Raw genomic sequence first — 20428 nt, 5'->3', positions numbered from 1 at the left:
CCCCAACCCTCCCCCGGAAGGGGAGGGAGAAAGAATTTCAGCGCACCGGCGGATTGAGGATCACCGGCGGCACCGGTGCCGTCGGCATCGTCGGCGCCGGCGGATTGAACGGCGGTACCGGCACCGGCGGAATCACCGGGATGCTCGGCGGCGTCACGGCAGGCGTCGTTATGTTGCGATCCGGCCCCGTGGCCGGAGGCACCGCCGGCACGCTGCCGCTGCTCGCCAGCGTCGCGTTGATCGCGTTCATGTCGTCGATCGTCAGCGTGCCGTTGGCCTGGCGCAGCTTCAGGTTGCCCAGCAGCACGTTGTAGCGCGCCTGCGCGAGGTCGCGCTTGGTCTGGAACAGCTGGCTTTGCGAATTCAGCACGTCGATGTTGATGCGCACGCCCACCTGGTAGCCCAGCCGGTTGGCATCGAGCGCGCTCTGGCTCGAGGCCTCGGCCGCTTCCAGCGCCTTCACCTGCCCCGCACCCGAGACGAGCCCGAGGTACGCCGCGCGCGTGGCCTGCGCCACGCTGCGCTTGGTGCCGTCGAGCACGCTGCGCGACTGGTCCTCGAGCGCCAGCGTTTCCTTGATGCGGTTCTCGGTGGCGAAGCCGGCGAACAGCGGCAGGTTGAACGTGACGCCGACCGTGGCCGCGTTGATGCGCGTGCCCACGGTGCTCGTGCTGGTGCCCGTCGGGTTGCGCGTGACGTTGTAGCCCAGGTTGGCGTCGAGCGTGGGCTTGTGGCCGGCCTTGGCCTTCTCCACTTCGAGCCCGGCCACGTCGAGCCCCAGGCGGGCCTGCTGGATGGCGGGGTGCACCTCGTCGGCCTGCGTGACCCAGGCGTTGATGTCCGCGGGCATGGCGGTGGGCAGCACCACCGGCACCCGCAGCGGCACCGGCACGCTGCCGGGACGGCCGACCAGCTGGTCGAGCACCACCTTCTTCACCTGCAGGTCGTTCTCGGCCGCGATTTCCTGGGCGATCACCAAGTCGTAGCGCGCCTGCGCTTCGCGCGAGTCGGTGATGGTGGAGGTGCCGACCTCGAAGTTGCGCTTGGCCGATGCCAGCTGCTCGGCCACGGCGACCTTCTGCGCGCGCACGAGCGCCAGGCTGTCCTGGCTCGCGAGCACGTCGAAGTACGCCTGGCTCACACGCACGATCAGGTCCTGCTCGGCAATGGTGAGCACCGCCTGTGCGATGTCGGCCTGGCGCTTGCCCTGCTCGTAGGTGGCCCAGTTGGCCGGCCGGTACAGCGGCTGCGTGGCGTTGATGCCGACGTTCTGCGTGTTGAAGTCGCGCGGCGTGGTGGTGCCGCGGCCGGCGCCGGTGAGGGTTTCGATGTCGAGGTCGCTGCGCGTCACGCCGGCCGTGAGTCCCACGGCGGGCAGGATGCCGGCCTTGGCCTGCGCGGCGCGCGCGATGCTGGCGTCGTACTGGGCCCGTGCGCCCTGGTAGGTGGCGTCGAAGCCGCGGGCGGATTCATAAAGCTCGTTCAGTGTCTGGCTCTGGGCCGGCGATGCGAGCAGGGCTGCGAAGATGCTTGCGAGCGCTGCGGAAAGAGGCGAAAGCCGGGGCCTGGAAGGCATTGAACGTCCTTGGAGAAAGAATCAGTAGCGCGGCACGGAAGGGTCGTGCTGCGAAGACCAGGCGTCGATGCCGCCCGCCACGTTGGCGAGCTGGTCAAAGCCGTTCTGGTTCAGGAAAGCGGCCACGCGCTGGCTGCGTGCGCCGTGATGGCACAGGCAGGCAATTCGAAGTCCGGGCTGGCCGTCATTGAGCTCGGCCAGCCGCCCGGGAATCTCGTTCATCGGAATCGCGACCAGGGTGAAGCCCTGGGGCACGACGCTCGCCGTCTGCAGTTCCCAGGGTTCGCGCACGTCGAGCAGCAAGGGGGTGGCGTCGGCGTCCTGGGCGAACCAGGCGGCAAGGTCGGCGGGGCGGACTTGGTCGATCATTCGGTGGACCGCCCGTTCAGAACGAGAAGCGCGAGGGCTCGGGGAAGTTCAGCAGCCGTGGGGCCACGGTGTCCCAGGGCTGGACCGTGTCCCACTTGCTTTCGCTCGTGCGGGTGACGAAGTGGGCGCGCATCATCGGCTCTTCGCCCACGATGGCCGAGAGGCGGCCGCCGACCTTGAGCGAACCCAGCAGGTTCTGCGGAATGCGAGCGACCGAGCCGCTGAGCACGATCACGTCGAAGCTCGGGCCGCTGGGCAGCGGTACGGCGCCGTCGGCATGGCGCACTTCGACGTTGGTCACGCCGTTCTGGCGCAGCGTCTCGGCGGCGCGGGCGGCCAGCACGGGGTTGATTTCGAGCGTCAGCACCTGGGCGGCGCGGGCGCCCAGCAGGGCGGCCATGAAGCCGGAGCCGGTGCCGATCTCGAGCACCGATTCATGCTTCTGGATGTGCAGGTCCTGCAGCGTGCGGGCCTCGACCTTGGGCGACAGCATGATCTCGCCGGGCACGGAGCCGTCGAGCAGCGGCAGTTCCATGTCGAAGAACGACAGCGTGCGGTGCGCGTCGGGCACGTAGTCTTCGCGGTGGATTTCGGCCAGCAGTTCGAGGATGTCGGTATCCAGCACATCCCAGGGGCGGATCTGCTGTTCGATCATGTTGAAGCGCAGGCGCTCGAGGGTGGGGGTGGGGTTCATGGCGTGGCTTTCCTTGTGGGCTCAGGACAAACCTTCAATTTTAGGCGTCGCCGATGACGCCTCCGCCGCGGTCGGCCTTCCGGGGCGCACGCAGAGTCCGTTGATCACCACCTCGGCCTGGGTGGCGAGGTATTTTTCGGGGTCGAGGGCCGATTCGCCGTCGACGCAGACCATGGCTGAATGCTTCCAGAGCATGAGGAAGACCATGGGTGCCACCACCGAGTAGATCGCGTGGTCGACGTCCATCGGAGCGAACTCGCCGCTGTCGATGCCGCGCTGGAAAATGCGCCGCAGCAGCTCGTGGCCGGGGCGGACCACTTCGCGGCGGTAGAACTCCGCCAGATCGGGAAAGTTGGCGCCCTCGCTCATCATGAGCTTGGTCAGGCCCGAGGCCTGGGTCATGCCGACGCGTTCCCACCACACTCTCATGCAGTAGCGCAGCATGTCGGCCGTGGTGCCCTCGAAAGCCGCGAATTCGGCGTTCCACTCGGTGAAACGGCCGCCGAGGCTTTCCATGACGACGGCCTTGAACAGCTCTTCCTTGCTCGGGAAATAGAGAAAGAGGGTGCCCTTGGAGACGCCGGCGCGCACCGCTACTTCCTCTGAGCGGGTGGCGGCAAAGCCTTTTTCGACGAACAGGTCGAGTGCGGCGGCCAGCAGTTCGCCGGGGCGCGCCTCTTTGCGGCGCTCACGCTTGGCGCGCACCGGGCAGATGATCTTGTCGACGAAGGAACGGGGCGGGGACATGGGATGTTAATGACTCGCGGGTTAGTAATGTAGTGACCGATATCCGTCACGTCAAGCCGCCACAATACCGGGCTCATCCTTTTCCAACCTCCCGGAGCCGCACCATGTCCACTTCATCGCCGCCCACCGAAACCATCGTGCTCGGCGGCGGCTGTTTCTGGTGCACCGAGGCGGTGTTCGACCGGGTGCAGGGCGTGCTGGACGTGGAGTCGGGCTATTGCAACGGCCAGACCGTCAATCCGACCTACGAGCAGGTCTGCACCGGCCGCACCGGCCACGCCGAGGTGGTGAAGCTCGAATTCGACCCCGCGCAGATCAGCCTGCGTGAAATCCTCGAGATCTTCTTCGTCGTGCACGACCCGACCACGCTCAACCGCCAGGGCAATGACGCCGGCACCCAGTACCGCAGCGGCATCTACTACACGAGCGACGCGCAGAAGCAGGTGGCCCAGGAGGTCATCCGCGAGATCGGGGTCAGCAAGACCTACAGCTCGCCTGTCGTGACCGAGGTGGCGCAGCTCGCCAACTACTCGGCGGCCGAGGCCTACCACCAGGACTACTTCCTGAACAACCCGAACCAGGGCTACTGCGCGTTCGTCGTGGGACCGAAGGTCGAGAAGTTCCAGAAGACCTTCGCATCGCGCGTCAAGGCCTGAGCGCCGATCGGTACCTCGCCCCGTGCATCTCTCCATCCGCCAGCCTCGGACCCGTTCGACCCGCGCGCTCGTCATCGCGCTGATGGTCGCGGTGTGGTTCGCGGGCACGCTCGGCTTGATGCACCGCTCGCTGCACGTGCCGGGCCTGCCGGCCGCCGCGGCGCAGGCTGGCCACAAGCATGCCGTCCCCCAGCTGGCCAGCCTGTTCGGCGAACACAACGACGCCGAGTGCCGGCTGTACGACCAGCTCTCGCACGGATCCGGCGTGCCCGGCGTGCCGCTGGTGGTGCTGCCGATGCTGCTGCCGTCGGCCGTCTTTGCTTTCCTGCAGGGCGAAGCCGTCGCCCGCTGGGTCGCGCTGTTCGACGCGCGCGGCCCGCCTTCCACTCGCTGAATCCCCTGTGTTCCGGCTGCCGCACCCGCTTCCCGCGCGGGCGGCGGCCGGTCGTTTCCCGATTCAACGAGTGTTCCTTCATGACTCCCAAATTCCGTCGCAACGCCATCGGCGTTGCCGTTCTTTCGCTCGCCTCCTTCGCAAGCATGGCCCAGGACCAGGCGCAGGTTCAGGCCCAACCCGCCGACGCCGCCAGCCTGCGCGAGGTCACCGTCACCGGCAATCCGCTCGGCGCCTCCGAACTGATCGCTCCCACCACCACGCTGTCGGGTGACAAGCTGCTGCTGCGCTCCCAGTCGACGCTCGGCGAAACGCTGGACAACGTGCCCGGCGTGAGCAGCAGCTACTTCGGCCCCAACGCCAGCCGCCCGATCATTCGCGGCCAGGACGGCGACCGAATCCGCATCCTGCAGAACGGCGGCGGCGCACCCGATGCCTCCGCGCTGAGCTACGACCACGCGGTGCCTGTCGATGCGCTGGTCACCGACCGCATCGAAGTGCTGCGCGGCCCGTCGGCGCTGCAGTACGGCGGCAGCGCTGTCGGCGGCGTGGTCAACGTGATCGACAACCGCATTCCTTCGGAGCCGATCAACGGCTTCGGCGGCCGCGCCGACCTGGGCTATTCCACCGGCAACAAGGAGAAGAATGGCGGCGTGGTGCTCGAAGGCGGCAGCGACCGCTTCGCACTGCACGTCGACGCCTTCAACCGCGACTCGAAGGACGTCTCGGTGCCGATCACCCTCGAATGCAGCAAGCCCGGCTCGCCGTGGACGGCGCGCAAGATCTGCAACTCGGCCAACGAGGCGCACGGCGGCGCGCTCGGCGGCACGATGTTCTTCGACCAGGGCTACATCGGTGCCTCGGTCAGCACTTACCGCAGCACCTACGGCACCGTGGCCGAGGACGACGTCACCATCGGCATGAAGTCCGACCGCTATGCGCTCGAAGGCGAGTGGCGCCCGGGCGGCTTCATCAGCAGCATCCACGCCAAGCTGAGCCACACCGATTACCGCCACACCGAGTTCGAGGGCGGCACGCCCGGCACCACGTTCTCGAACATGAGCAACGACCTGCGCATCGAGGCGCGCCACCAGAAGATCGGCAACTTCGAGGGCCTGGTCGGCTTCAGCAGCGAAACCAACCGCTTCGCCGCCGATGGCGAAGAGGCCTTCGCGCCGCACAGCCGTACGCGCTCCAATGCGCTGTTCATGTACGAGGAGTACGGCACTTCGTGGGGCCGGCTGAGCTTCGGCGCGCGCACCGAGCAGGTCCGCATCCGATCGCTGGGCTATCCGGACGATCCGACGGTCACGCGCTTTGCGGTCGGCGAGCGCACCTTCAACCCGCACAGCGCGGCCTTCGGTGCTCTGGTCAACCTCGCGCCTCAGTGGCAGCTGACTTCGAACCTCGCCTACACCGAGCGCGCGCCGAAGGACTACGAACTGCTGGCCAACGGCCCCCACGTGGCGACCGCCGCGTGGGAGGTGGGCGACCCGAACCTGAAGAAGGAAAAGTCGACCGGCCTCGACCTGGGCGCGCAGTGGAAGTCGGGCCCCAACACGGCCCGCGTCAACGCCTACGTCACGCGCTTCAGCAACTACATTGGCCTGACCGCGACGGGGCGCAACCTCGACGAGGAAGGCAACGTGGCCGAGCCCGGCGCCACCGATACGCTGGCCGAGTACGTCTACAGCGGCGTGCGTGCACGCTTCACCGGCATCGAGGCCAACGGCAACCTGCGCCTGCTGGGCAGCGAAGGCTTCGCGCGCATGGACGACGCCGGCACGCTGGACCTCGAATGGCGCGGCGACATCGTGCGCGCGAAGAACCTCGACACCGGCGAGCCGCTGCCGCGCATCGCGCCGCTGCGCCTGGGCGCGACGCTGGCCTATGCCAACGGTCCGTGGGGCGCGCGCTTCGGCTTCGACTACAACGCGGCGCAGCACCGCATTCCGTCGGTGGGTGCGCGCGAGACCGATGCCTACACGCTGTGGAACGCGGCCATCACCTACCGCATGAAGGTGCAGCGCGCCAACCTCACCTGGTACGCGCGCATGGACAACATCACGAACAAGCTGGCCTACAGCGCGACGTCGATCCTGACGACGACGGTGTATCCGAACGCGCCGTTGCCCGGGCGCACGCTGAAGGTCGGTTTGCGCGTGACGTTCTGATCTTGTGTTGCTCCCTCCCCCGTTGGGAGAGGGCAGGGGGTGGGGGCAAGCGGCCTTTGACAGGGCCATGGCTCCTGCGAGTGCCGCCTGCCCCCATCCCGACCTTCCCCCAGAGGGGGAAGGAGCAAGGCACTCACTGGGCTATCCTCGCCGAGTGAATTCCTTCGTCATCTCCTCCCTGCTCCCCGTCGTCCTGCTCATCGCCGCGGGCTACCTCGCCGGCAAGCGCCGATGGATCGGCGGCAATGCGGTGAAGGACCTGTCGCATCTCATCTTCCTGCTGCTCGCGCCCGCGCTGCTGTTCCGCGCCATGAGCACGGTGCACGTCGAGCAGCTGAGCCTGAAGCCGGTGGCGGCGTACTTCGTTGCTTCGGGCCTGCTGTTCGCGGCCACGCTGGCGCTGCGCGGATTCAATCGCACCGCGGCGGTGATCGCGCTGGCCAACACGTACAGCAACACGGTGATGATCGGCATCGCGTTGATCGGCCTGGCGTATGGCGAGGCGGGCATGGTGGTGCTGCTCACGCTGATCTCGCTGCATTCGCTGGTGCTCCTGACCAGCGCCACGGTGGTGCTGGAGCTGGCCGTCGCGCGCGAGCACGCGGGTGTCGGTGGCGAAGACAAGCGCCCCTCGATGGCACGCACCGTGATGCGTGCGCTGCGCAACGCCATCATCCACCCCGTGCCGCTGCCGATCATCGCGGGCCTGTTGTTCGCGCAGACCGGGCTGGTCATGCCCGAGTTCATCGACAAGCCGATCCAGTTGCTCGGCCAGGCCTTCGGCCCCATCGCGCTGGTGATGGTGGGCATCACGCTCGCGCTCACACCCATCGGCCGGCATTGGCGCGGCGCGCTGATGCAGGCGCTGGTGAAGAACCTGCTGCATCCGCTGCTGGTGGCCGTCATCGGTTGGCTGCTCGGCGTGCGAGGCATTCCGCTCACGGTGATGGTGGTGGCGGCGGCGCTGCCGATCGGCGCCAACGTGTTCCTCTTTTCGCAGCGCTACCGCACGGCCGAAGACCTGGTGACGGCCAGCGTCGCGATGTCGACGGTGCTGGGGCTCGCCACGCTCCCGCTCGTGATGGTCTGGGTGCAGTGGTTGCCCTGAGCCCTTCGGTTCTCTCTTCGTAGAACCTCGCAGACTTTCGCCTTAGCGCGGTTCGCCGCACGCCTATGCCGTTCGGCAGGGTGGCCGTTTGGAGAGATGGCGCGCGGCCTCTGCCGCCCTACATTTGCCGGCTGATGATTCACCCGGCGCGCTCTTCGCCCCTTCTTGCTATGGCGGTGGTCGCGACGACGATCGCCGCGCTGCAAGTACGCCCCGCGCAGGCCACAGGCGAGGCCAGGCCGTGCCGCACGCCGTGCCTGTCGGCGAACGTGCCGCGCGAGCCCGCCGAGCCGCCGCCCGCCGAGAAGGCTGAAAGGGCCGACGAGGGGCCGTCGAAGCCGAGGCCGGTGATCAGGACGCGCACACAGCCAGCCGCGTCGGCACCGCCGCCGGTGCAACGGGAAGCGGCGGTATCAAAGCCTGCGCCGTCGAAGCGCTGCAGCGAGATCAACATGCGCGCCGCCGTGGGCGAGCCGCTGTCGGATCAGGACATGAAGACATTGAGGAGCCAATGCTGATGACGACCATCACCACCCAACGAGTACGCCTGGCGCTGCGCGCGCTCGCGCTGTGCGCCGCCGTGCTTGCCGCCGCCTGCGCGCACCGCCCCGCGCCGGGCAACGCCATGCCCTTCGACCAGGCCGTGAACCAGGCGGTGGACGACCTGATGGTACAGACGCAGAAACTGCCGGCCTTCCTGGCCAAGGTGGAGTCGACGCTCACGCAGCGCCGCATCGTGATCGACCCGCTGCTCGAAGGCGCGAGCGGCCAGCAGACCGAGGTGACGCGCGTGGCCGAGCAGCGCATCGTGCAGCGCATGCAGGCGCAGTTCAGGCAGTTCACCGTCACGCCCTTCAACGCGAGCGAGATCGGCAGCGCGCAGTACGTGCTCAATGGCACGCTGGTGCGCGACAGGGACGCTTCGGGCGCACCGTACCGACTGAACCTTGCGCTGACCGAGATCCGCAGCGGCATGGTGATCGCGCAGTCGGTCACGCGCATCAGCGATGCCACGCTCGACACACGGCCCACCGCCTTCTTCCGTGACAGCCCGGTGAATGGCAAGGACCGCGGCGTCGAGGGCTACATCCGCACCGCCGAGACCCAGCCCGGCCAGGCCGCGGACGCGCTGTACCTGGAGCGCCTGCCGACCTCGACCGTGCTGCAGGAGGCCACCGCCGCCTACGAGGCCGGCCGCATGAGCGAGGCGCTCGGCCGCTACGAGGCTGCATCGAAGCGGCCCGACGGCCAGCAGCTGCGCATCTACAGCGGGCTGTACCTCACGCAGTCGCAACTCGGCCGCACGGCCGATGCCGAGAAGACCTTCGGCACCATCGCGCGGCTGGGCCTCGAAACCAACAACCTGAGCGTGAAGTTCCTGTTCAAGCCGGGCTCGACCGACTTCCTCGCCGATCCGAAGATCAGCGCTGCCTATCCGATGTGGCTGCGCCAGATTGCGCGGCAGGCGGCGCAGATCGATTCGTGCGTGGTGGTCACGGGCCACACGAGCCGCACGGGCTCGGAGGCGGTGAACGAGCGGCTGTCGCTGCAGCGCGCAGTGAGCGTGAAGACCCGGCTGGTGGGCGAGGCGGCGCCCCTGTCGAAGAAGCTGCGGGAATCGGGCATGGGCTTCCGCGAGAACATCGTCGGTACGGGGGCGGACGATGCGAGCGACGCGCTGGACCGGCGCGTCGAGTTCAAAGTCGTGAGTTGCGAGGCCTGACGACGATCCGCCTCACGGAGCCAGGCGCTCGCGCACCCAGTCGCTACCGTCGAGCCGGTAGCGCAGCCGGTCATGCAGCCGGCTCTTGCGGCCCTGCCAGAACTCCCAGCGGTCGGGCACCAGCCGGTAGCCGCCCCAGTGCGGAGGGCGCGGCGGCGAGAGCATGTGCTTGGCCGCGGCAACGGCGGCGTTCTTCACCAGCACGTCGCGTCCGCTGATCACCTCGCTCTGCGGACTGGCCCAGGCGCCGATGCGCGAATCGAGCGGGCGGCTCGCGAAGTAGGCGTCGCTCTCTTCGGCGCCTGCCTTCTCGACGCGGCCCTCGATGCGCACCACGCGTTCGAGTTCGACCCAGTGGAACTGCAGCGACGCATACGGATTGCCCGACAGCTCGCGGCCCTTGCGGCTCTCGTAGTTGGTGTACCAGACGATGCCGCGCGCGTCGTAGCCCTTGATGAGCACGATGCGGCTGGACGGCCGCAGGTCGCTGCCCACGGTGCACAGCGTCATCGCATTGGGCTCGGGCACCTGCGCGTCGATGGCTTCGGTGAGCCAGCGCTCGAACTGCTTCAGCGGATCGCCGGCGCTGTGGGCTTCGCCGAGTTCGGCGCGCTCGTAGCTCTTGCGCAGCGCCGCCAGTGCGTCATTGGAGAGGGGGGAGGTCATGCCGGGATTGTTGCGCACATACTCGGCCCATGACGACCATGAAGGTGAATTCCCCGGTGGTGATCGTGCTGGCCTCGGGCCGCGGCGAACGCTTCATCGCGGCCGGTGGCGCGGGCTCGAAGCTGAAGGCGTTGCTCGCCGGCAGGCCGGTGCTGGAGCGCACGCTCGACGCGGTGCGCGCCAGCGGCCTGCCATGGCACGTGGAAGATGCGGGGCACCCCGGCATGGGCGATTCGATCGCGGCCGCAGTGCGCGCAACGCCCGATGCGGCGGGTTGGCTGATCCTGCCGGGCGACCTGCCGCTGGTGCAGCCCGCGACGCTGCAGGCTGTTGCAGCAGCCCTGGGCGGCCGGGTGAATGCCGTGCAGCCGCAGTACCGGGGCGAGCGCGGCCATCCGGTGGGCTTTGCCGCCGGGTGCGGTGCGCAACTCGCCATGCTGGAGGGAAGCCTGGGCGCATCGTCCATCCTGCGGTCGATGCGTGCCATCGATTCGGTGGCCGACCTGGTGGTGGACGACGTCGGCGTGATCACCGACATCGACACACCCGAGGCGCTGGCGCAGGCCGAGACGCTGTGGCTGGCGCGCGAGGGCGCCTAGCTTTTGCCGCCCGTTTCGATCAGGGCTTGGTGATCACCGCACAGGCGATGCGCGGGCCCGAGTTGCCTGACGGCTGCGTCGTGAAATCGTCGCGGTCGCGATGCACCACCAGGGCGCGGCCCACCACGTTGTTGGCGGCGCCGTCCGTCAGCGAGATCGAGTGGTCTTCCACGCTGAAGCGGGCCACGCCGCTGGCATCGGCCACCAGGCTCGGCAGTTCGCCGGCATGGCTGCCCGCGGCGGCGAACTTGCCGTGCGTGCCGCCGGTCGGATTGAAGTGGCCGCCCGAGGCGTCGCCGTTGTTGCCGCAATCGCCCTTCTCGTGGATGTGGAAGCCGTGCTCGCTGCCCGGTGCCAGCCCGCGCACTTCGCCCGACACGCGCACGCCGTGGTCGAGCGCGGCGAAGGTCACCGTGCCGCGCGTCGGGTTGGGCGTGATGGCGCCGGTCGGCACCAGCTCGACGGCGGTGCTCGGCTTGCCGCCCATGCTGCCGCAGGCGGCGAGAAGGGCGCAGGCGAGGAGGGCGGCGCCGGCGGCGGCGAGACGACGTTGGGTCATGTGTTTTCCTTGGATGATTCGGAAGGTTGGGAAGAAGAGTCTGAAGACCCCGGAACATATACCGGAGGCTGCGGCGCCCCGCAATCGGCGGCGGCCTCGGTTTGCTGCTGGCGCTGCTGTTCCTGAACGGCGGCCAGCGCCACCAGGCGGGCCAGCGCCGCGTCGTGGATCGAGTGGCGCTGCAGTTCGAGCAGCGTCTGGCGTGCGTAGTCGAGCGAAGTTCCGTAGCGGCCGACGGCGTTGGCGAAGATGTGGCGGTAGCGCTCGTCGCTGAGCTCGCCCGTGAAGTTGGGGCTGCGCCGCGACAGCGTGAACGCCAGCGCGCGCACAGGCCCTTCGGCCGTGCCGCAGCGCAGCCATTTCGGGTCGTACACGCCAGTCGGCATCTCGCGCAGCCAGAGCCGGCGCAGCGTTTCCAGACCCTCGGCCCTGGGCACGCGGAACACCATGCCACGGCAGCTGCCGCCCGAGAGCAGTCCGAACACGAGGCCGGGCACCTGGACGCTGCCGCGGTTCACGCGGCTCCACATCTTCAGCGCGCGATGCCAGCCGCGCACCCAGGCCTGGCGCCGCTCGACGAAGTCGAACTCGGGCCGCCAGATCAGCGAGCCATAGCCGAAGAGCCAGAGATCCTCATGCCCGCCCCAGTCGGCGATGGCGCGCTCGAGCATCGGCTGCGGATCGCGCAGGGGTTTGGGCATGGGGTCGAGTCCCGGCGGACCGGGGTTCGGCGCAGGGTCCGACATGGGGATGCCGGGACCGCCGCCTACAATTTCCTGATCATGGTTCACCGCACCATTATTTACCTACCCCTTCCCTATGGAGCAAGATCCCCGATGAGCGATGACGACAGCCAGCAGAATTTCATCCTCGGGTTCGTCATGGCGCTGATCGCCCTGGTGATCTTCTTCGTGGTCGGCATCGTGCTCTGGCACAGGGGCCACAACCCGGCGGTCGCGCAGGCCGCCGCCGCTCCCGCGGCGGTGGTGGTCTCGGCGCCCGCCCCCGGCGCCGCGCCCAAGGTGGCCGAGGTCACCGAGACCGTGACGGTCACGATCCCCGACGGCGCAAGCATCCGCGTGGTCGACGGCGTGGTGAACTTCTACTTCGCGACCGGCAGCGCCGACCTTGCACCCGGCGCCGCCGAGGCGCTGGCCGCGGTCATCAAGGGCGTCGAGAGCGGCCGCAAGGCGGTGGTCTCGGGCTTCCACGACACCACCGGCGACGCCGCCATCAACGAACAGCTCGCGAAGAAGCGCGCCGAGATGGTGCGCGACGTGCTCGTGGGCCTGGGCGTGCCGGCGGCCAAGGTCGACCTGCAGAGGCCCGCCGTGACGGCCGGCTCGGGCAACGATGCCGAGGCGCGCCGCGTCGAGGTGAAGCTGGTGGACTGAGCGTCGCGCGCATCGGCTGCAAGAGCAGAAGAAGCCCGGTGACGCCGGGCTTTTTCATGGGTGCTTCCCTGCAGGGGCGCGGATGAGTGGATTCGTATTGGCGGGCACCCGGATTTCATCGGGCTTTCGTGCCCGGCTTGTTACCATGGGTCTCCAGGCCCACAGCCGCCCTGGCGGCACGCAGCAAGAGCCACCGACCCCATGAGCAGCAGCACACACCCCATCGTCCGCGACGTCACCGATCGCATCCGCGAGCGCAGCAAGGGGCTGCGCAGCGCGTACCTCTCCCGCCTCGCCGAAATCCGCGACCGCGACCGCGGCTCAGACCGCATGGGCTGCGCCAACGTGGCGCACGCCGTGGCCGGCATCCCGGCGAACGACAAGTTCCGCGTGGTGGCCGAGCGCGCGCCCAACATCGGCATCGTCACCGCCTACAACGACATGCTCTCGGCCCACGCGCCGTACCAGGGCTACCCCGACATCATCAAGCACGAGGCCCGCCGACTCGGCGCCACCGCGCAGGTGGCTGGCGGTGTGCCCGCCATGTGCGACGGCGTCACGCAGGGCACGCCCGGCATGGAACTGAGCCTGTTCAGCCGCGACCTGATCGCCATGAGCACGGCCGTCGCGCTCACGCACGACATGTTCGACAGCGCGCTGCTGCTCGGCGTGTGCGACAAGATCGTGCCGGGCCTGCTGATCGGCGCGCTGCACTTCGGCCACCTGCCGACCGTGTTCGTGCCCGCCGGCCCGATGCCCTCGGGCCTGTCGAACAATGCCAAATCGAAGGTGCGCGAGCAGGCGGCGCAAGGCCTCGTGGGCCGCCAGGGCCTGCTCGACGCCGAGATGGCGGCCTATCACACGATGGGCACCTGCACCTTCTACGGCACCGCCAACAGCAACCAGATGCTGCTCGAGGCCATGGGCCTGCACGTGCCCGGCACTGCCTTCATCCAGCCCGGCGACGCGATGCGCGAAACGCTCACGCGCGAAGCGGTGCGCACCGTGCTGGGCAAGGCGAGCGACATTTCCTTCCAGTGCCCGCCCATCGGCGAGATGGTGGACGAGCGCTGCATCGTCAACGCCATGGTCGCGCTGCTGGCCACGGGCGGCTCCACCAACCACCTGATCCACTGGGTGGCCGTGGCGCGCGCCGCCGGCATCGTGATCGACTGGGACGACTTCTCGAAGCTCTCCGATGTGGTGCCGCTGCTGAGCCGCGTGTATCCCAACGGCAGCGCCGACGTGAACGAGTTCCAGGCCGCGGGCGGTCCCGGCCTCGTGATCGGCGAACTGGTCGACGCCGGCCTCATGCATGCCGACGTGCTGACGGTGCGCGCGGGCGGCATCCGCGAATACGCGAACATCCCGGCGCTGGCGGGTGATGGCGCCGAACAGCGCCTGCAATGGAGTCCCGCGGCGCCGCTGAAGAACGAAGCCATCACACGCACGGTCGCGAATCCGTTCAGTGCCACTGGCGGCCTCAAGCTGCTGGGCGGCAACCTCGGGCGCAGCGTCATCAAGGTGTCCTCGGTGCCCGACGATCGCCATGTCATCGAAGCGCCCGCGCGCGTGTTCGACTCGCAGGCCGCGCTGCACAAGGCCTTCACCGCCGGCGAACTCGAGCGCGACGTGGTCTGCGTGGTGCGCTGGCAGGGCCCGCAGGCCAACGGCATGCCCGAGCTGCACAAGCTCACGCCGCCGCTGTCGGTGCTGCAGGGCAAGGGATTCCGCGTGGCGCTGGTCACCGACGGCCGCATGAGCGGCGCGTCGGGCAAGATACCGGCCGCCATCCACGTCTCGCCCGAAGCGGCTGCGGGCGGCCCGCTCGCCAAGGTGCGCGACGGCGACCTGATCCGCCTCGACGCGGTGGCGGGTACGCTGGCCGTGCTGCTGCCCGAAGACGAATGGGCCGCGCGCGAAACCGCGACGCTGCCCGAAGCGCAGCGCATCGCCGATGGACACGGCCTCGGCCGCGAACTGTTCGCCGGCATGCGCCGCAATGCACTCACTGCCGAAGAAGGAGCCTGCTCATGGCTGTAATCGGGCTCGCCCCCAGGCTGCGCGTGCTTCGTGCCGCTTCGCCTTCCCCCTTCCGGGGACAACACCGGTGGCCCGGCAAAGCCGGTTCCGCGGCGTTTCTGGAATTGAGCACCGCGATTTTCAGGATCGCGGATGTGCTTGAAGTAATGGAGCTATGAAATGACAAAGAAACTCACCGCCCTCGAAGTCATGCGCGATGCGCCGGTCATTCCGGTCATCGTGCTGAACGACGTGAAAGACGCCGTCCCTCTCGCTCGCGCACTGGTGGCTGGCGGCATCCGCATGCTCGAAGTCACGCTGCGCACGCCGCAGGCGCTGCAGTGCATCGAAGCCATCGCCAGGGACGTTCCCGAGGCCGTGGCCGGCGCCGGCACCATCCGCAGCGCGGCCGATGCCCAGGCCTCGGCGCTGGCCGGCGCGAAGTTCGGCGTGAGCCCGGGCTACACGCGTGCGGTCGGCAAGGCCTGCCACGACCTCGGCCTGCCGCTGCTGCCCGGCGTGGCCACCGGCAGCGAGATCATGATGGCGCAGGAAGACGGCTACACCCAACTCAAGTTCTTCCCCGCGCTGCAGGCCGGCGGGCTGCCGATGCTCAAGGCCTGGCAGGGTCCGTTCGGCGACGTCACCTTCTGCCCGACGGGCGGCATCCAGGCGGGCAACGCGGCCGAGTTCCTCGCGCTGTCGAACGTGGCCTGCGTGGGCGGTTCGTGGATCGTGCCGACCGACGCGATCCGCGAAGGCGACTGGGCCCGCATCGAGCAACTGGCACGCGCCGCGAGCCAGCTGCCGCGCTGATCATGCGCGCCGATTTCGACGCGGGCGACCTGAAGGTCATCGCGTTCGACGTTTTCGGCACGGTGGTCGACTGGCACAGCGGCATTGCCGCCGAGGTCGAGCGCGCATTGCCGGGCGTGGACGGCGCGGCCTTCGCGCTGGCGTGGCGCGCGGGCTACCAGCCCGCGATGAAGGCCGTGATGGAGCGCATTGCCGCGGGCGAGGGCGGCTTCACGCTGCTCGACGAGCTGCACCTGAGCATGCTCGAACAGGTGCTGCGCGATTTCGGCCTGTCCGAGCGCCTCGACACGGCCGCCAGGCGCGACCTGAGCCGCGCCTGGCACCGCCTGCCGGCCTGGCCCGATTCGGTGCCGGGTCTCACGCGGCTCAAGAAGAAGTTCACCATCTGCACGCTGTCGAACGGGAACATCGGCCTGCTCACCGAGATGGCGAAGCGTGCGGGCCTGCCCTGGGACTGCGTGCTGTCGGCCGAGGTGTTCAAGGCCTACAAGCCCGACCCGCGCACCTACCTCGGCGTGGCGGGTGTGTTCGATGCAACGCCCGGTCAGGTGATGCTGGCCGCCGCGCACCACGACGACCTGGCCGCCGCGCGCGTGTGCGGCCTGAAGACGGCCTACATCGAGCGCCCGCACGAATTCGGCCGCGCCAAGCCGAAGGACGTGTCGCCGCAGCCGGACAACAACCTGCATGCGCGCGACATCGAGGCGCTGGCCGACCTGCTGGGCTGCTGATCAGCCGGTGAGCAGCTTCTCCACCGTACGCAGGTTGCGCGTGGTGGTGCTCGACTTGTAGCGCGTCTTGGCCAGCAGCTTGGCCACCGGCGTATCGAGGCTCTCGCCGCGCGGGCATTGCCAGTACAGAACGCCCTTGCCGGGCTCCATCTGTTCGACGTCGGCATCGACGGTGCCGGCCTTCTCCACGATCTCGTCGAGCATCGCGGTGTCCGAGCCGAACACGATGTAGGGATGCCGCTCGTCGTCGATGCGCTCGAAGGGATAGGCCTTGGCCACGTCGGCCACCTGCTTCTGTGTGAGCAGCACGATCCACGCCTCGTAGCCGAATCGCTTGCGCAGCGCCTGCTCGATGCGCTTGCGCAATGCGGTGGCATCGCGCTCGTCGGTGTCGAACAGCACGTTGCCGCTGGCGAGCACGGTGCGCACCGCGCCGAAGCCGAGTTCTTCCGCGAACAGCGCCTTCAGGTCGGCGCTCTTGATCGCGATGCCGTTGACGTTCACGCCACGCAGCAGGGCAACGCGGCGAGTCATCAGCGCAGGCCGCCGCCGGCGGCGCCTTCGTCACGCTGGATCAGCTCGATCTTGTAGCCGTCGGGGTCCGTCACGAACGCGATCACGGTGGTGCCGCCCTTGACCGGCCCGGCCTCGCGCGTCACGTTGCCGCCCGCGGCCTTGATCTTCTCGCAGGCCGCGTACGCGTCGGGCACGCCCAGCGCGATGTGGCCGTAGGCGGTGCCCAGTTCGTAGCTCTCGGTGCCCCAGTTGTAGGTGAGCTCGATCTCGGCCTGCTCGGGGTTGCCCTTGCCGTAGCCGATGAAAGCGAGGCTGTACTTGTACTCGGGGTTCTCCGAGGTGCGCAGCAGGTTCATGCCGAGCACCTTGGTGTAGAAGTCGATGGAGCGCTGGAGGTTGCCGACGCGCAGCATGGTGTGGAGGAGTCGCATCTCGTGGGGGCCGTTGGGCGTGAAGAAAGGGAGGCCGCTATTGTCTGCCTCCCGCCGCGACGATCAAGCCGCCAGTGTCAGCAGGTGGGCCTGGTGGCGCTTCAGGAATTCCATCAGGTGCCGGGGATATTCAGGCACCACCGCATCGCGCACGCTGGGGCGGGCCGCCAGCGCCTTGCGCCAGGCCTTGACCCTGGGCAGTGCGTCGAAGACATGCGAGTCGCTGATCGCGTCGAACACCTCGAAGTAGCGGAACATCGGTGCGAAGACCGCGTCGACGAGGCTGAAGTTCTGGCCGGCGAAGTAGGGACCTTCTCCCGAGGCTGCCAGCGCAGCTTCCACGCGCTCGAACCTGGCGACGAGCGCCAGCCGCTTCTGCTCGAACACGGCCGCGTCCTGCGTGGTCTCGTAACCCCAGAGGTCGCCGAGGATGGCCGAGCCGAACTCCATCCACGCGCGATGTTCGGCGCGCTGGAGCGGGTCTTCGGGGTGCAGGCGGGCGCCGGGCTGTGTCTCCTCGAGGTACTCGCAGATCACGTTGCTCTCGAACAGCACGGCCTCGCTGCCGTCGGGCCGGCGCACCTTCAGCAGCGGTACCTTGCCGAGCGGCGAGATGTCGAGAAACCACTGGGGCTTGTTCGCGAGGTCGATGACGACGCGCTCGAAGGGCACGCCCTTTTCATGCAGTGCGATCGCGGCGCGCTGGACGTACGGGCACAGCAGGTGGCTGACGAGGGTGAGAGCTTGCGTCATGGGGCTTTCCGTTCCTGGGTGATGGATGTGTCTGGAAGGCCGCGATTCTTGCGGTCCGGAACAACCTTTTCCCGGAAAGCCCATTCGGAAAATGGGCCTCGTGTGCTATGCCGCTGCGTCGAGCCAGTGCGTGATGCGCCCGCCGTGCATCACGCCGATGCGGTCGGCCATGGCGTGCGCCTCGGCCTCGTTGTGCGTGACGAGGATGGCGGTCTGGCCGGCCTGCTTGAGGATGCCGCGCACCTCCGCAGCCAGCCGCTCGCGCGTGCCGCCGTCGAGGTTGGAGAACGGTTCGTCGAGCAGCAGCAGGGCGGGCGAGGGCGCGAGCGCGCGGGCCAGTGCGACGCGTTGCTGCTGGCCGCCGGAGAGTTGGTGCGGATAGCGTTCGCCCGCGTCGGCGAGGCCGACCAGCGCCAGCATTTCCGCCACGCGCGATTGCTGCGCCGTGCGGCCAAGCCGGCGCAGGCCGAAGGCCACGTTCTTCGCCGCCGACAGGTGCGGGAACAGCGCGTACTCCTGGAACATCATGCCCACGTGCCGCTGCTCCGGCGGCAGGTGCTTCTGCGCGGACGAGAGAAGCACGTCGCCGAGCCGGACCGTGCCGGCGCGCACGGGCTCGAAGCCTGCGATGGCACGCAGCACCGTCGTCTTGCCGCAGCCCGAAGGGCCGAACAGGCAGCCGATTTCGCCGGCGTCCAATGCCAGCGAGAAGCCCTCGACGACCGTGTGCGGGCCGCGCGGTGTGTTGTATGCGAGCTGGATCGCATCGAGGTGCAGGGGGGAACTCATGGTGTCTGGTCGGGGCCGGGTGCGGCCGAAGGCGCGCCCAGCTGGTTGCGCGCGAGCAGCAGGATGGGCAGCAGGCCGGCCAGCACGATGGCGAGCGCGGCAATCGCGCCTTCTTCATACGTGCCGCGCGCGGCCTCGGCATACAGCCAGGTGGCGAGGGTGTCGAAATTGGCGGGCCGCAGCAGCAGCGTGGCCGGCAATTCCTTCATCGCATCGACGAACACCAGCAGCGCGCCCGTGGCGATGGCGGGGCGCAGCAGTGGCAGGTGCACGCGGCGCAGCGTCCCGCCGGTGGTTTCGCCGAGCAGGCGCGAAGCCTGTTCGATGGCAGGCGGAATGCGCGCGAGGCCGGCCTCGATGCCGCCGACCGGCATCGCGAGAAAGCGGATCGCGCAGGCCACGACCAGCACGATGCCCGCGCCCATGAGCGGCAGGCCCTGCCACCCGAATGCCGTGGCGAGGGCGCTGTCGAAGGCCAGCGCCGGCGTGAGCAGGCCGATGGCCAGCACTGTGCCCGGCACCGCGTAGCCCAGCGTCGCCGCACGCGCCTGCCATCGCGCGCGGTTGGCGAGGCCCGCGCCCTGGCTGCGCGAGGCCCAGGCGACGACCAGCCCCGCCGCGACTGCGGCCGCGGTGACACCCGAAGCCAGCGCCAGCGTGTTGCCGAGGCTCGCGACCAGGCCTTGGGACATGCCGCCGCCCTGATGCAGCCGCTTGAAGCTTTCCCGCACGAGGTAGAACGCAGGGGCCACGAAGCCGATCAGCACCGGCAGCGCCGCCGCCGCGCTGGCGGCCCACGCCGCACCACCGTGCAGCCGCCGCGGCTGCACCGCGCGCATGCGCTGCGCCGAGCCGAAGCGCTGGTGCTGCCGGCCATTGCGTTCGAGCCAGACCAGCGCCACCACCACGAACAGCATCGCGCACGCGATCTGCGCGGCCCCTGCGAGGTCGGAGCGCGTGATCCACGTCGTGTAGACCGCCACCGTCAACGTGTTCACGCCGAGGAACTCCGAGGCGCCGATGTCGTTGAGCGTTTCGAGCAGCGCGAGGCTCAGCCCCACGGCCAGCGCCGGCCGCGCCAGCGGCAGCGCCACGCGGAAGAACGCGCCGCGCCGGCTCTCGCCGAGCGTGCGCGCCGCTTCCATCAGGTGCGCCGGCTGCGTCATGAACATCGCGCGCGCCGTCATGTAGACGTACGGATAGAGCACGAAGCCCAGCACGAAGATTGCACCGGGCATCGAGCGCAGGTCGGGCAGGCGGAACTGGCGCGGGCTGTCGAAGCCCAGCATCCAGCGGATCGCGCCCTGCATGGGGCCGATGGGGTGCAGCAGGTCGAGGTACGCGAAGGCGACGATGTAGGTTGGCATCGCCAGCGGCAGCAGCAGCGCCCAGTGCAGCACGCCGCGCCCCGGGAAGTCATGCGCCGTCACCAGCCACGCGCAGCCGGTGCCGATCACCAGCACCAGCACGCCCACGCCCGTGAGCAGCATGGCCGTGTTGAGCGCCGCCTGCGGCAGCACGTTCGCAAACAGCGGCCCCCAGTGCCCGAGGCCCGAGCCGAAGGCGAGCCACGCCAGCGTGAGCACCGGCGCGAGCACGCCGACGGCGATGGCGAACGAGGCAAGACGCCAGACCGGACCTGCGGCGTGCAGGCCCGGGAGCTGGCGTCGTGTCATTCGCATGCTTCCTCAGGCACCGGGAAGGCGTGCCC

23 protein-coding genes are annotated in these 20428 nt (G+C 68.9%); 10 read left to right on the top strand and 13 right to left on the bottom strand.

What is annotated here, in order from left to right; translation table 11 throughout:
- Nucleotides 1–37: 37 nt before the first annotated feature.
- From ACCC97_RS21060 to ACCC97_RS21045, 4 genes are read right to left on the bottom strand one after another with little or no spacing between them, the layout of a single operon-like run.
- The gene (locus tag ACCC97_RS21060) at nucleotides 38–1576 is read right to left on the bottom strand and encodes a TolC family outer membrane protein (RefSeq protein ID WP_413334830.1); all 1539 of its coding nucleotides are present in this window, start codon (nucleotides 1574–1576) and stop codon (nucleotides 38–40) included.
- A gap of 21 nt (nucleotides 1577–1597) precedes the next feature.
- Complete coding sequence (locus ACCC97_RS21055; RefSeq protein ID WP_413334828.1) at nucleotides 1598–1945, bottom strand: rhodanese-like domain-containing protein; 348 nt, start codon at nucleotides 1943–1945, stop codon at nucleotides 1598–1600.
- Nucleotides 1946–1961: 16 nt separating this feature from the next.
- Nucleotides 1962–2639: a protein-L-isoaspartate O-methyltransferase family protein gene (locus tag ACCC97_RS21050; protein ID WP_413334826.1), complete on the bottom strand. Its 678-nt coding sequence runs from the start codon at nucleotides 2637–2639 to the stop codon at nucleotides 1962–1964.
- Nucleotides 2640–2660: 21 nt separating this feature from the next.
- Entirely contained in the window at nucleotides 2661–3386 is a 726-nt protein-coding gene (locus tag ACCC97_RS21045) for a TetR/AcrR family transcriptional regulator (RefSeq protein WP_007829476.1), read from the bottom strand.
- Between the two features lie 104 nt (nucleotides 3387–3490).
- On the opposite strand from ACCC97_RS21045, the gene msrA reads away from it, so the two are divergent.
- From msrA to ACCC97_RS21025, 4 genes are all read left to right on the top strand, one after another.
- A complete protein-coding gene (msrA, locus tag ACCC97_RS21040) occupies nucleotides 3491–4042 on the top strand; it encodes a peptide-methionine (S)-S-oxide reductase MsrA (RefSeq protein ID WP_007829478.1) in 552 nt (183 codons plus the stop codon).
- A gap of 22 nt (nucleotides 4043–4064) precedes the next feature.
- Nucleotides 4065–4436: a hypothetical protein gene (locus ACCC97_RS21035; RefSeq protein WP_042672802.1), complete on the top strand. Its 372-nt coding sequence runs from the start codon at nucleotides 4065–4067 to the stop codon at nucleotides 4434–4436.
- An 80-nt stretch (nucleotides 4437–4516) separates the two neighbouring features.
- Nucleotides 4517–6610: a TonB-dependent receptor gene (locus ACCC97_RS21030; RefSeq protein ID WP_007829480.1), complete on the top strand. Its 2094-nt coding sequence runs from the start codon at nucleotides 4517–4519 to the stop codon at nucleotides 6608–6610.
- 154 nt (nucleotides 6611–6764) lie between these two features.
- Nucleotides 6765–7718: an AEC family transporter gene (locus ACCC97_RS21025; RefSeq protein WP_042672804.1), complete on the top strand. Its 954-nt coding sequence runs from the start codon at nucleotides 6765–6767 to the stop codon at nucleotides 7716–7718.
- A gap of 139 nt (nucleotides 7719–7857) precedes the next feature.
- Here the strand turns inward: ACCC97_RS21025 and ACCC97_RS21020 are convergent, their stop codons facing one another.
- Nucleotides 7858–8172, bottom strand: coding sequence for a hypothetical protein (locus ACCC97_RS21020; RefSeq protein ID WP_007829482.1), 315 nt, complete (start codon nucleotides 8170–8172; stop codon nucleotides 7858–7860).
- Nucleotides 8173–8229: 57 nt separating this feature from the next.
- Between ACCC97_RS21020 and ACCC97_RS21015 the strand changes: the two genes are divergently transcribed.
- Nucleotides 8230–9441 (top strand): OmpA family protein, encoded by a 1212-nt coding sequence (locus tag ACCC97_RS21015; RefSeq protein WP_042672805.1) that lies wholly within the window; start codon nucleotides 8230–8232, stop codon nucleotides 9439–9441.
- A 12-nt stretch (nucleotides 9442–9453) separates the two neighbouring features.
- On the opposite strand, the gene pdxH is transcribed toward ACCC97_RS21015, so the two are convergent.
- The gene (pdxH, locus tag ACCC97_RS21010; RefSeq protein ID WP_007829484.1) at nucleotides 9454–10107 is read right to left on the bottom strand and encodes a pyridoxamine 5'-phosphate oxidase; all 654 of its coding nucleotides are present in this window, start codon (nucleotides 10105–10107) and stop codon (nucleotides 9454–9456) included.
- Between the two features lie 38 nt (nucleotides 10108–10145).
- Between pdxH and ACCC97_RS21005 the strand changes: the two genes are divergently transcribed.
- A complete protein-coding gene (locus ACCC97_RS21005; protein WP_007829485.1) occupies nucleotides 10146–10706 on the top strand; it encodes an NTP transferase domain-containing protein in 561 nt (186 codons plus the stop codon).
- 19 nt (nucleotides 10707–10725) lie between these two features.
- Here ACCC97_RS21005 and ACCC97_RS21000 read toward each other — a convergent pair whose 3' ends face one another.
- Both ACCC97_RS21000 and ACCC97_RS20995 read right to left on the bottom strand, forming a co-directional pair.
- Entirely contained in the window at nucleotides 10726–11265 is a 540-nt protein-coding gene (locus ACCC97_RS21000; RefSeq protein WP_007829486.1) for a superoxide dismutase family protein, read from the bottom strand.
- Nucleotides 11262–11966, bottom strand: coding sequence for a gamma-glutamylcyclotransferase (locus tag ACCC97_RS20995; RefSeq protein ID WP_081502616.1), 705 nt, complete (start codon nucleotides 11964–11966; stop codon nucleotides 11262–11264). The genes ACCC97_RS21000 and ACCC97_RS20995 overlap by 4 nt, the downstream gene beginning before the upstream one ends.
- A 135-nt stretch (nucleotides 11967–12101) precedes the next feature.
- Between ACCC97_RS20995 and ACCC97_RS20990 the strand changes: the two genes are divergently transcribed.
- From ACCC97_RS20990 to ACCC97_RS20975, 4 genes are all read left to right on the top strand, one after another.
- Nucleotides 12102–12659, top strand: coding sequence for an OmpA family protein (locus tag ACCC97_RS20990; protein WP_007829488.1), 558 nt, complete (start codon nucleotides 12102–12104; stop codon nucleotides 12657–12659).
- 201 nt (nucleotides 12660–12860) lie between these two features.
- The gene (edd, locus tag ACCC97_RS20985; protein ID WP_007829489.1) at nucleotides 12861–14702 is read left to right on the top strand and encodes a phosphogluconate dehydratase; all 1842 of its coding nucleotides are present in this window, start codon (nucleotides 12861–12863) and stop codon (nucleotides 14700–14702) included.
- A gap of 159 nt (nucleotides 14703–14861) precedes the next feature.
- On the top strand, nucleotides 14862–15497 hold the full coding sequence (eda, locus tag ACCC97_RS20980) for a bifunctional 4-hydroxy-2-oxoglutarate aldolase/2-dehydro-3-deoxy-phosphogluconate aldolase (RefSeq protein ID WP_007829490.1): 636 nt from the start codon (nucleotides 14862–14864) through the stop codon (nucleotides 15495–15497).
- Between the two features lie 2 nt (nucleotides 15498–15499).
- The gene (locus ACCC97_RS20975; protein ID WP_007829491.1) at nucleotides 15500–16228 is read left to right on the top strand and encodes a haloacid dehalogenase type II; all 729 of its coding nucleotides are present in this window, start codon (nucleotides 15500–15502) and stop codon (nucleotides 16226–16228) included.
- Here the strand turns inward: ACCC97_RS20975 and ACCC97_RS20970 are convergent, their stop codons facing one another.
- The 5 genes from ACCC97_RS20970 to ACCC97_RS20950 form a co-directional block, all read right to left on the bottom strand.
- Nucleotides 16229–16762, bottom strand: a complete 534-nt coding sequence (locus ACCC97_RS20970) for a DUF1697 domain-containing protein (RefSeq protein ID WP_413334822.1) — start codon at nucleotides 16760–16762, stop codon at nucleotides 16229–16231.
- The gene (gene gloA / locus ACCC97_RS20965; RefSeq protein WP_042672808.1) at nucleotides 16762–17175 is read right to left on the bottom strand and encodes a lactoylglutathione lyase; all 414 of its coding nucleotides are present in this window, start codon (nucleotides 17173–17175) and stop codon (nucleotides 16762–16764) included. Before gloA ends, ACCC97_RS20970 begins: the two co-directional genes overlap by 1 nt.
- Nucleotides 17176–17238: 63 nt before the next feature.
- Complete coding sequence (locus ACCC97_RS20960; RefSeq protein ID WP_413334820.1) at nucleotides 17239–17928, bottom strand: glutathione S-transferase family protein; 690 nt, start codon at nucleotides 17926–17928, stop codon at nucleotides 17239–17241.
- A 105-nt stretch (nucleotides 17929–18033) separates the two neighbouring features.
- Nucleotides 18034–18717: an ABC transporter ATP-binding protein gene (locus ACCC97_RS20955; protein WP_413334818.1), complete on the bottom strand. Its 684-nt coding sequence runs from the start codon at nucleotides 18715–18717 to the stop codon at nucleotides 18034–18036.
- Nucleotides 18714–20393 (bottom strand): ABC transporter permease, encoded by a 1680-nt coding sequence (locus ACCC97_RS20950; protein WP_413334816.1) that lies wholly within the window; start codon nucleotides 20391–20393, stop codon nucleotides 18714–18716. The genes ACCC97_RS20955 and ACCC97_RS20950 overlap by 4 nt, the downstream gene beginning before the upstream one ends.
- Nucleotides 20394–20428 lie beyond the last annotated feature (35 nt).

The organism is Variovorax sp. Varisp85 (assembly GCF_047304045.1).
Classification (GTDB): Bacteria; Pseudomonadota; Gammaproteobacteria; order Burkholderiales; family Burkholderiaceae_C; genus Variovorax.
This window is presented reverse-complemented; position numbering and strand designations above follow the sequence as displayed.

Bases quoted from the DNA above. Each gene is read 5' to 3' on its own strand.
- ACCC97_RS21030 (WP_007829480.1), top strand. From the start codon at position 4,517: ATGACTCCCAAATTCCGTCGCAACGCCATCGGCGTTGCCGTTCTTTCG.
- ACCC97_RS21020 (WP_007829482.1), bottom strand. From the start codon at position 8,172: ATGTTGATCTCGCTGCAGCGCTTCGACGGCGCAGGCTTTGATACCGCC.
- ACCC97_RS20950 (WP_413334816.1), bottom strand. From the start codon at position 20,393: ATGACACGACGCCAGCTCCCGGGCCTGCACGCCGCAGGTCCGGTCTGG.
- pdxH (WP_007829484.1), bottom strand. From the start codon at position 10,107: ATGACCTCCCCCCTCTCCAATGACGCACTGGCGGCGCTGCGCAAGAGC.
- ACCC97_RS21000 (WP_007829486.1), bottom strand. From the start codon at position 11,265: ATGACCCAACGTCGTCTCGCCGCCGCCGGCGCCGCCCTCCTCGCCTGC.
- ACCC97_RS20995 (WP_081502616.1), bottom strand. From the start codon at position 11,966: ATGCCCAAACCCCTGCGCGATCCGCAGCCGATGCTCGAGCGCGCCATC.
- ACCC97_RS21045 (WP_007829476.1), bottom strand. From the start codon at position 3,386: ATGTCCCCGCCCCGTTCCTTCGTCGACAAGATCATCTGCCCGGTGCGC.
- ACCC97_RS21015 (WP_042672805.1), top strand. From the start codon at position 8,230: ATGCTGATGACGACCATCACCACCCAACGAGTACGCCTGGCGCTGCGC.
- ACCC97_RS20955 (WP_413334818.1), bottom strand. From the start codon at position 18,717: ATGAGTTCCCCCCTGCACCTCGATGCGATCCAGCTCGCATACAACACA.
- ACCC97_RS21060 (WP_413334830.1), bottom strand. From the start codon at position 1,576: ATGCCTTCCAGGCCCCGGCTTTCGCCTCTTTCCGCAGCGCTCGCAAGC.
- edd (WP_007829489.1), top strand. From the start codon at position 12,861: ATGAGCAGCAGCACACACCCCATCGTCCGCGACGTCACCGATCGCATC.
- eda (WP_007829490.1), top strand. From the start codon at position 14,862: ATGACAAAGAAACTCACCGCCCTCGAAGTCATGCGCGATGCGCCGGTC.
- ACCC97_RS21050 (WP_413334826.1), bottom strand. From the start codon at position 2,639: ATGAACCCCACCCCCACCCTCGAGCGCCTGCGCTTCAACATGATCGAA.
- ACCC97_RS21005 (WP_007829485.1), top strand. From the start codon at position 10,146: ATGAAGGTGAATTCCCCGGTGGTGATCGTGCTGGCCTCGGGCCGCGGC.
- gloA (WP_042672808.1), bottom strand. From the start codon at position 17,175: ATGCGACTCCTCCACACCATGCTGCGCGTCGGCAACCTCCAGCGCTCC.
- ACCC97_RS20990 (WP_007829488.1), top strand. From the start codon at position 12,102: ATGAGCGATGACGACAGCCAGCAGAATTTCATCCTCGGGTTCGTCATG.
- ACCC97_RS21055 (WP_413334828.1), bottom strand. From the start codon at position 1,945: ATGATCGACCAAGTCCGCCCCGCCGACCTTGCCGCCTGGTTCGCCCAG.
- ACCC97_RS20970 (WP_413334822.1), bottom strand. From the start codon at position 16,762: ATGACTCGCCGCGTTGCCCTGCTGCGTGGCGTGAACGTCAACGGCATC.
- ACCC97_RS20975 (WP_007829491.1), top strand. From the start codon at position 15,500: ATGCGCGCCGATTTCGACGCGGGCGACCTGAAGGTCATCGCGTTCGAC.
- ACCC97_RS20960 (WP_413334820.1), bottom strand. From the start codon at position 17,928: ATGACGCAAGCTCTCACCCTCGTCAGCCACCTGCTGTGCCCGTACGTC.
- msrA (WP_007829478.1), top strand. From the start codon at position 3,491: ATGTCCACTTCATCGCCGCCCACCGAAACCATCGTGCTCGGCGGCGGC.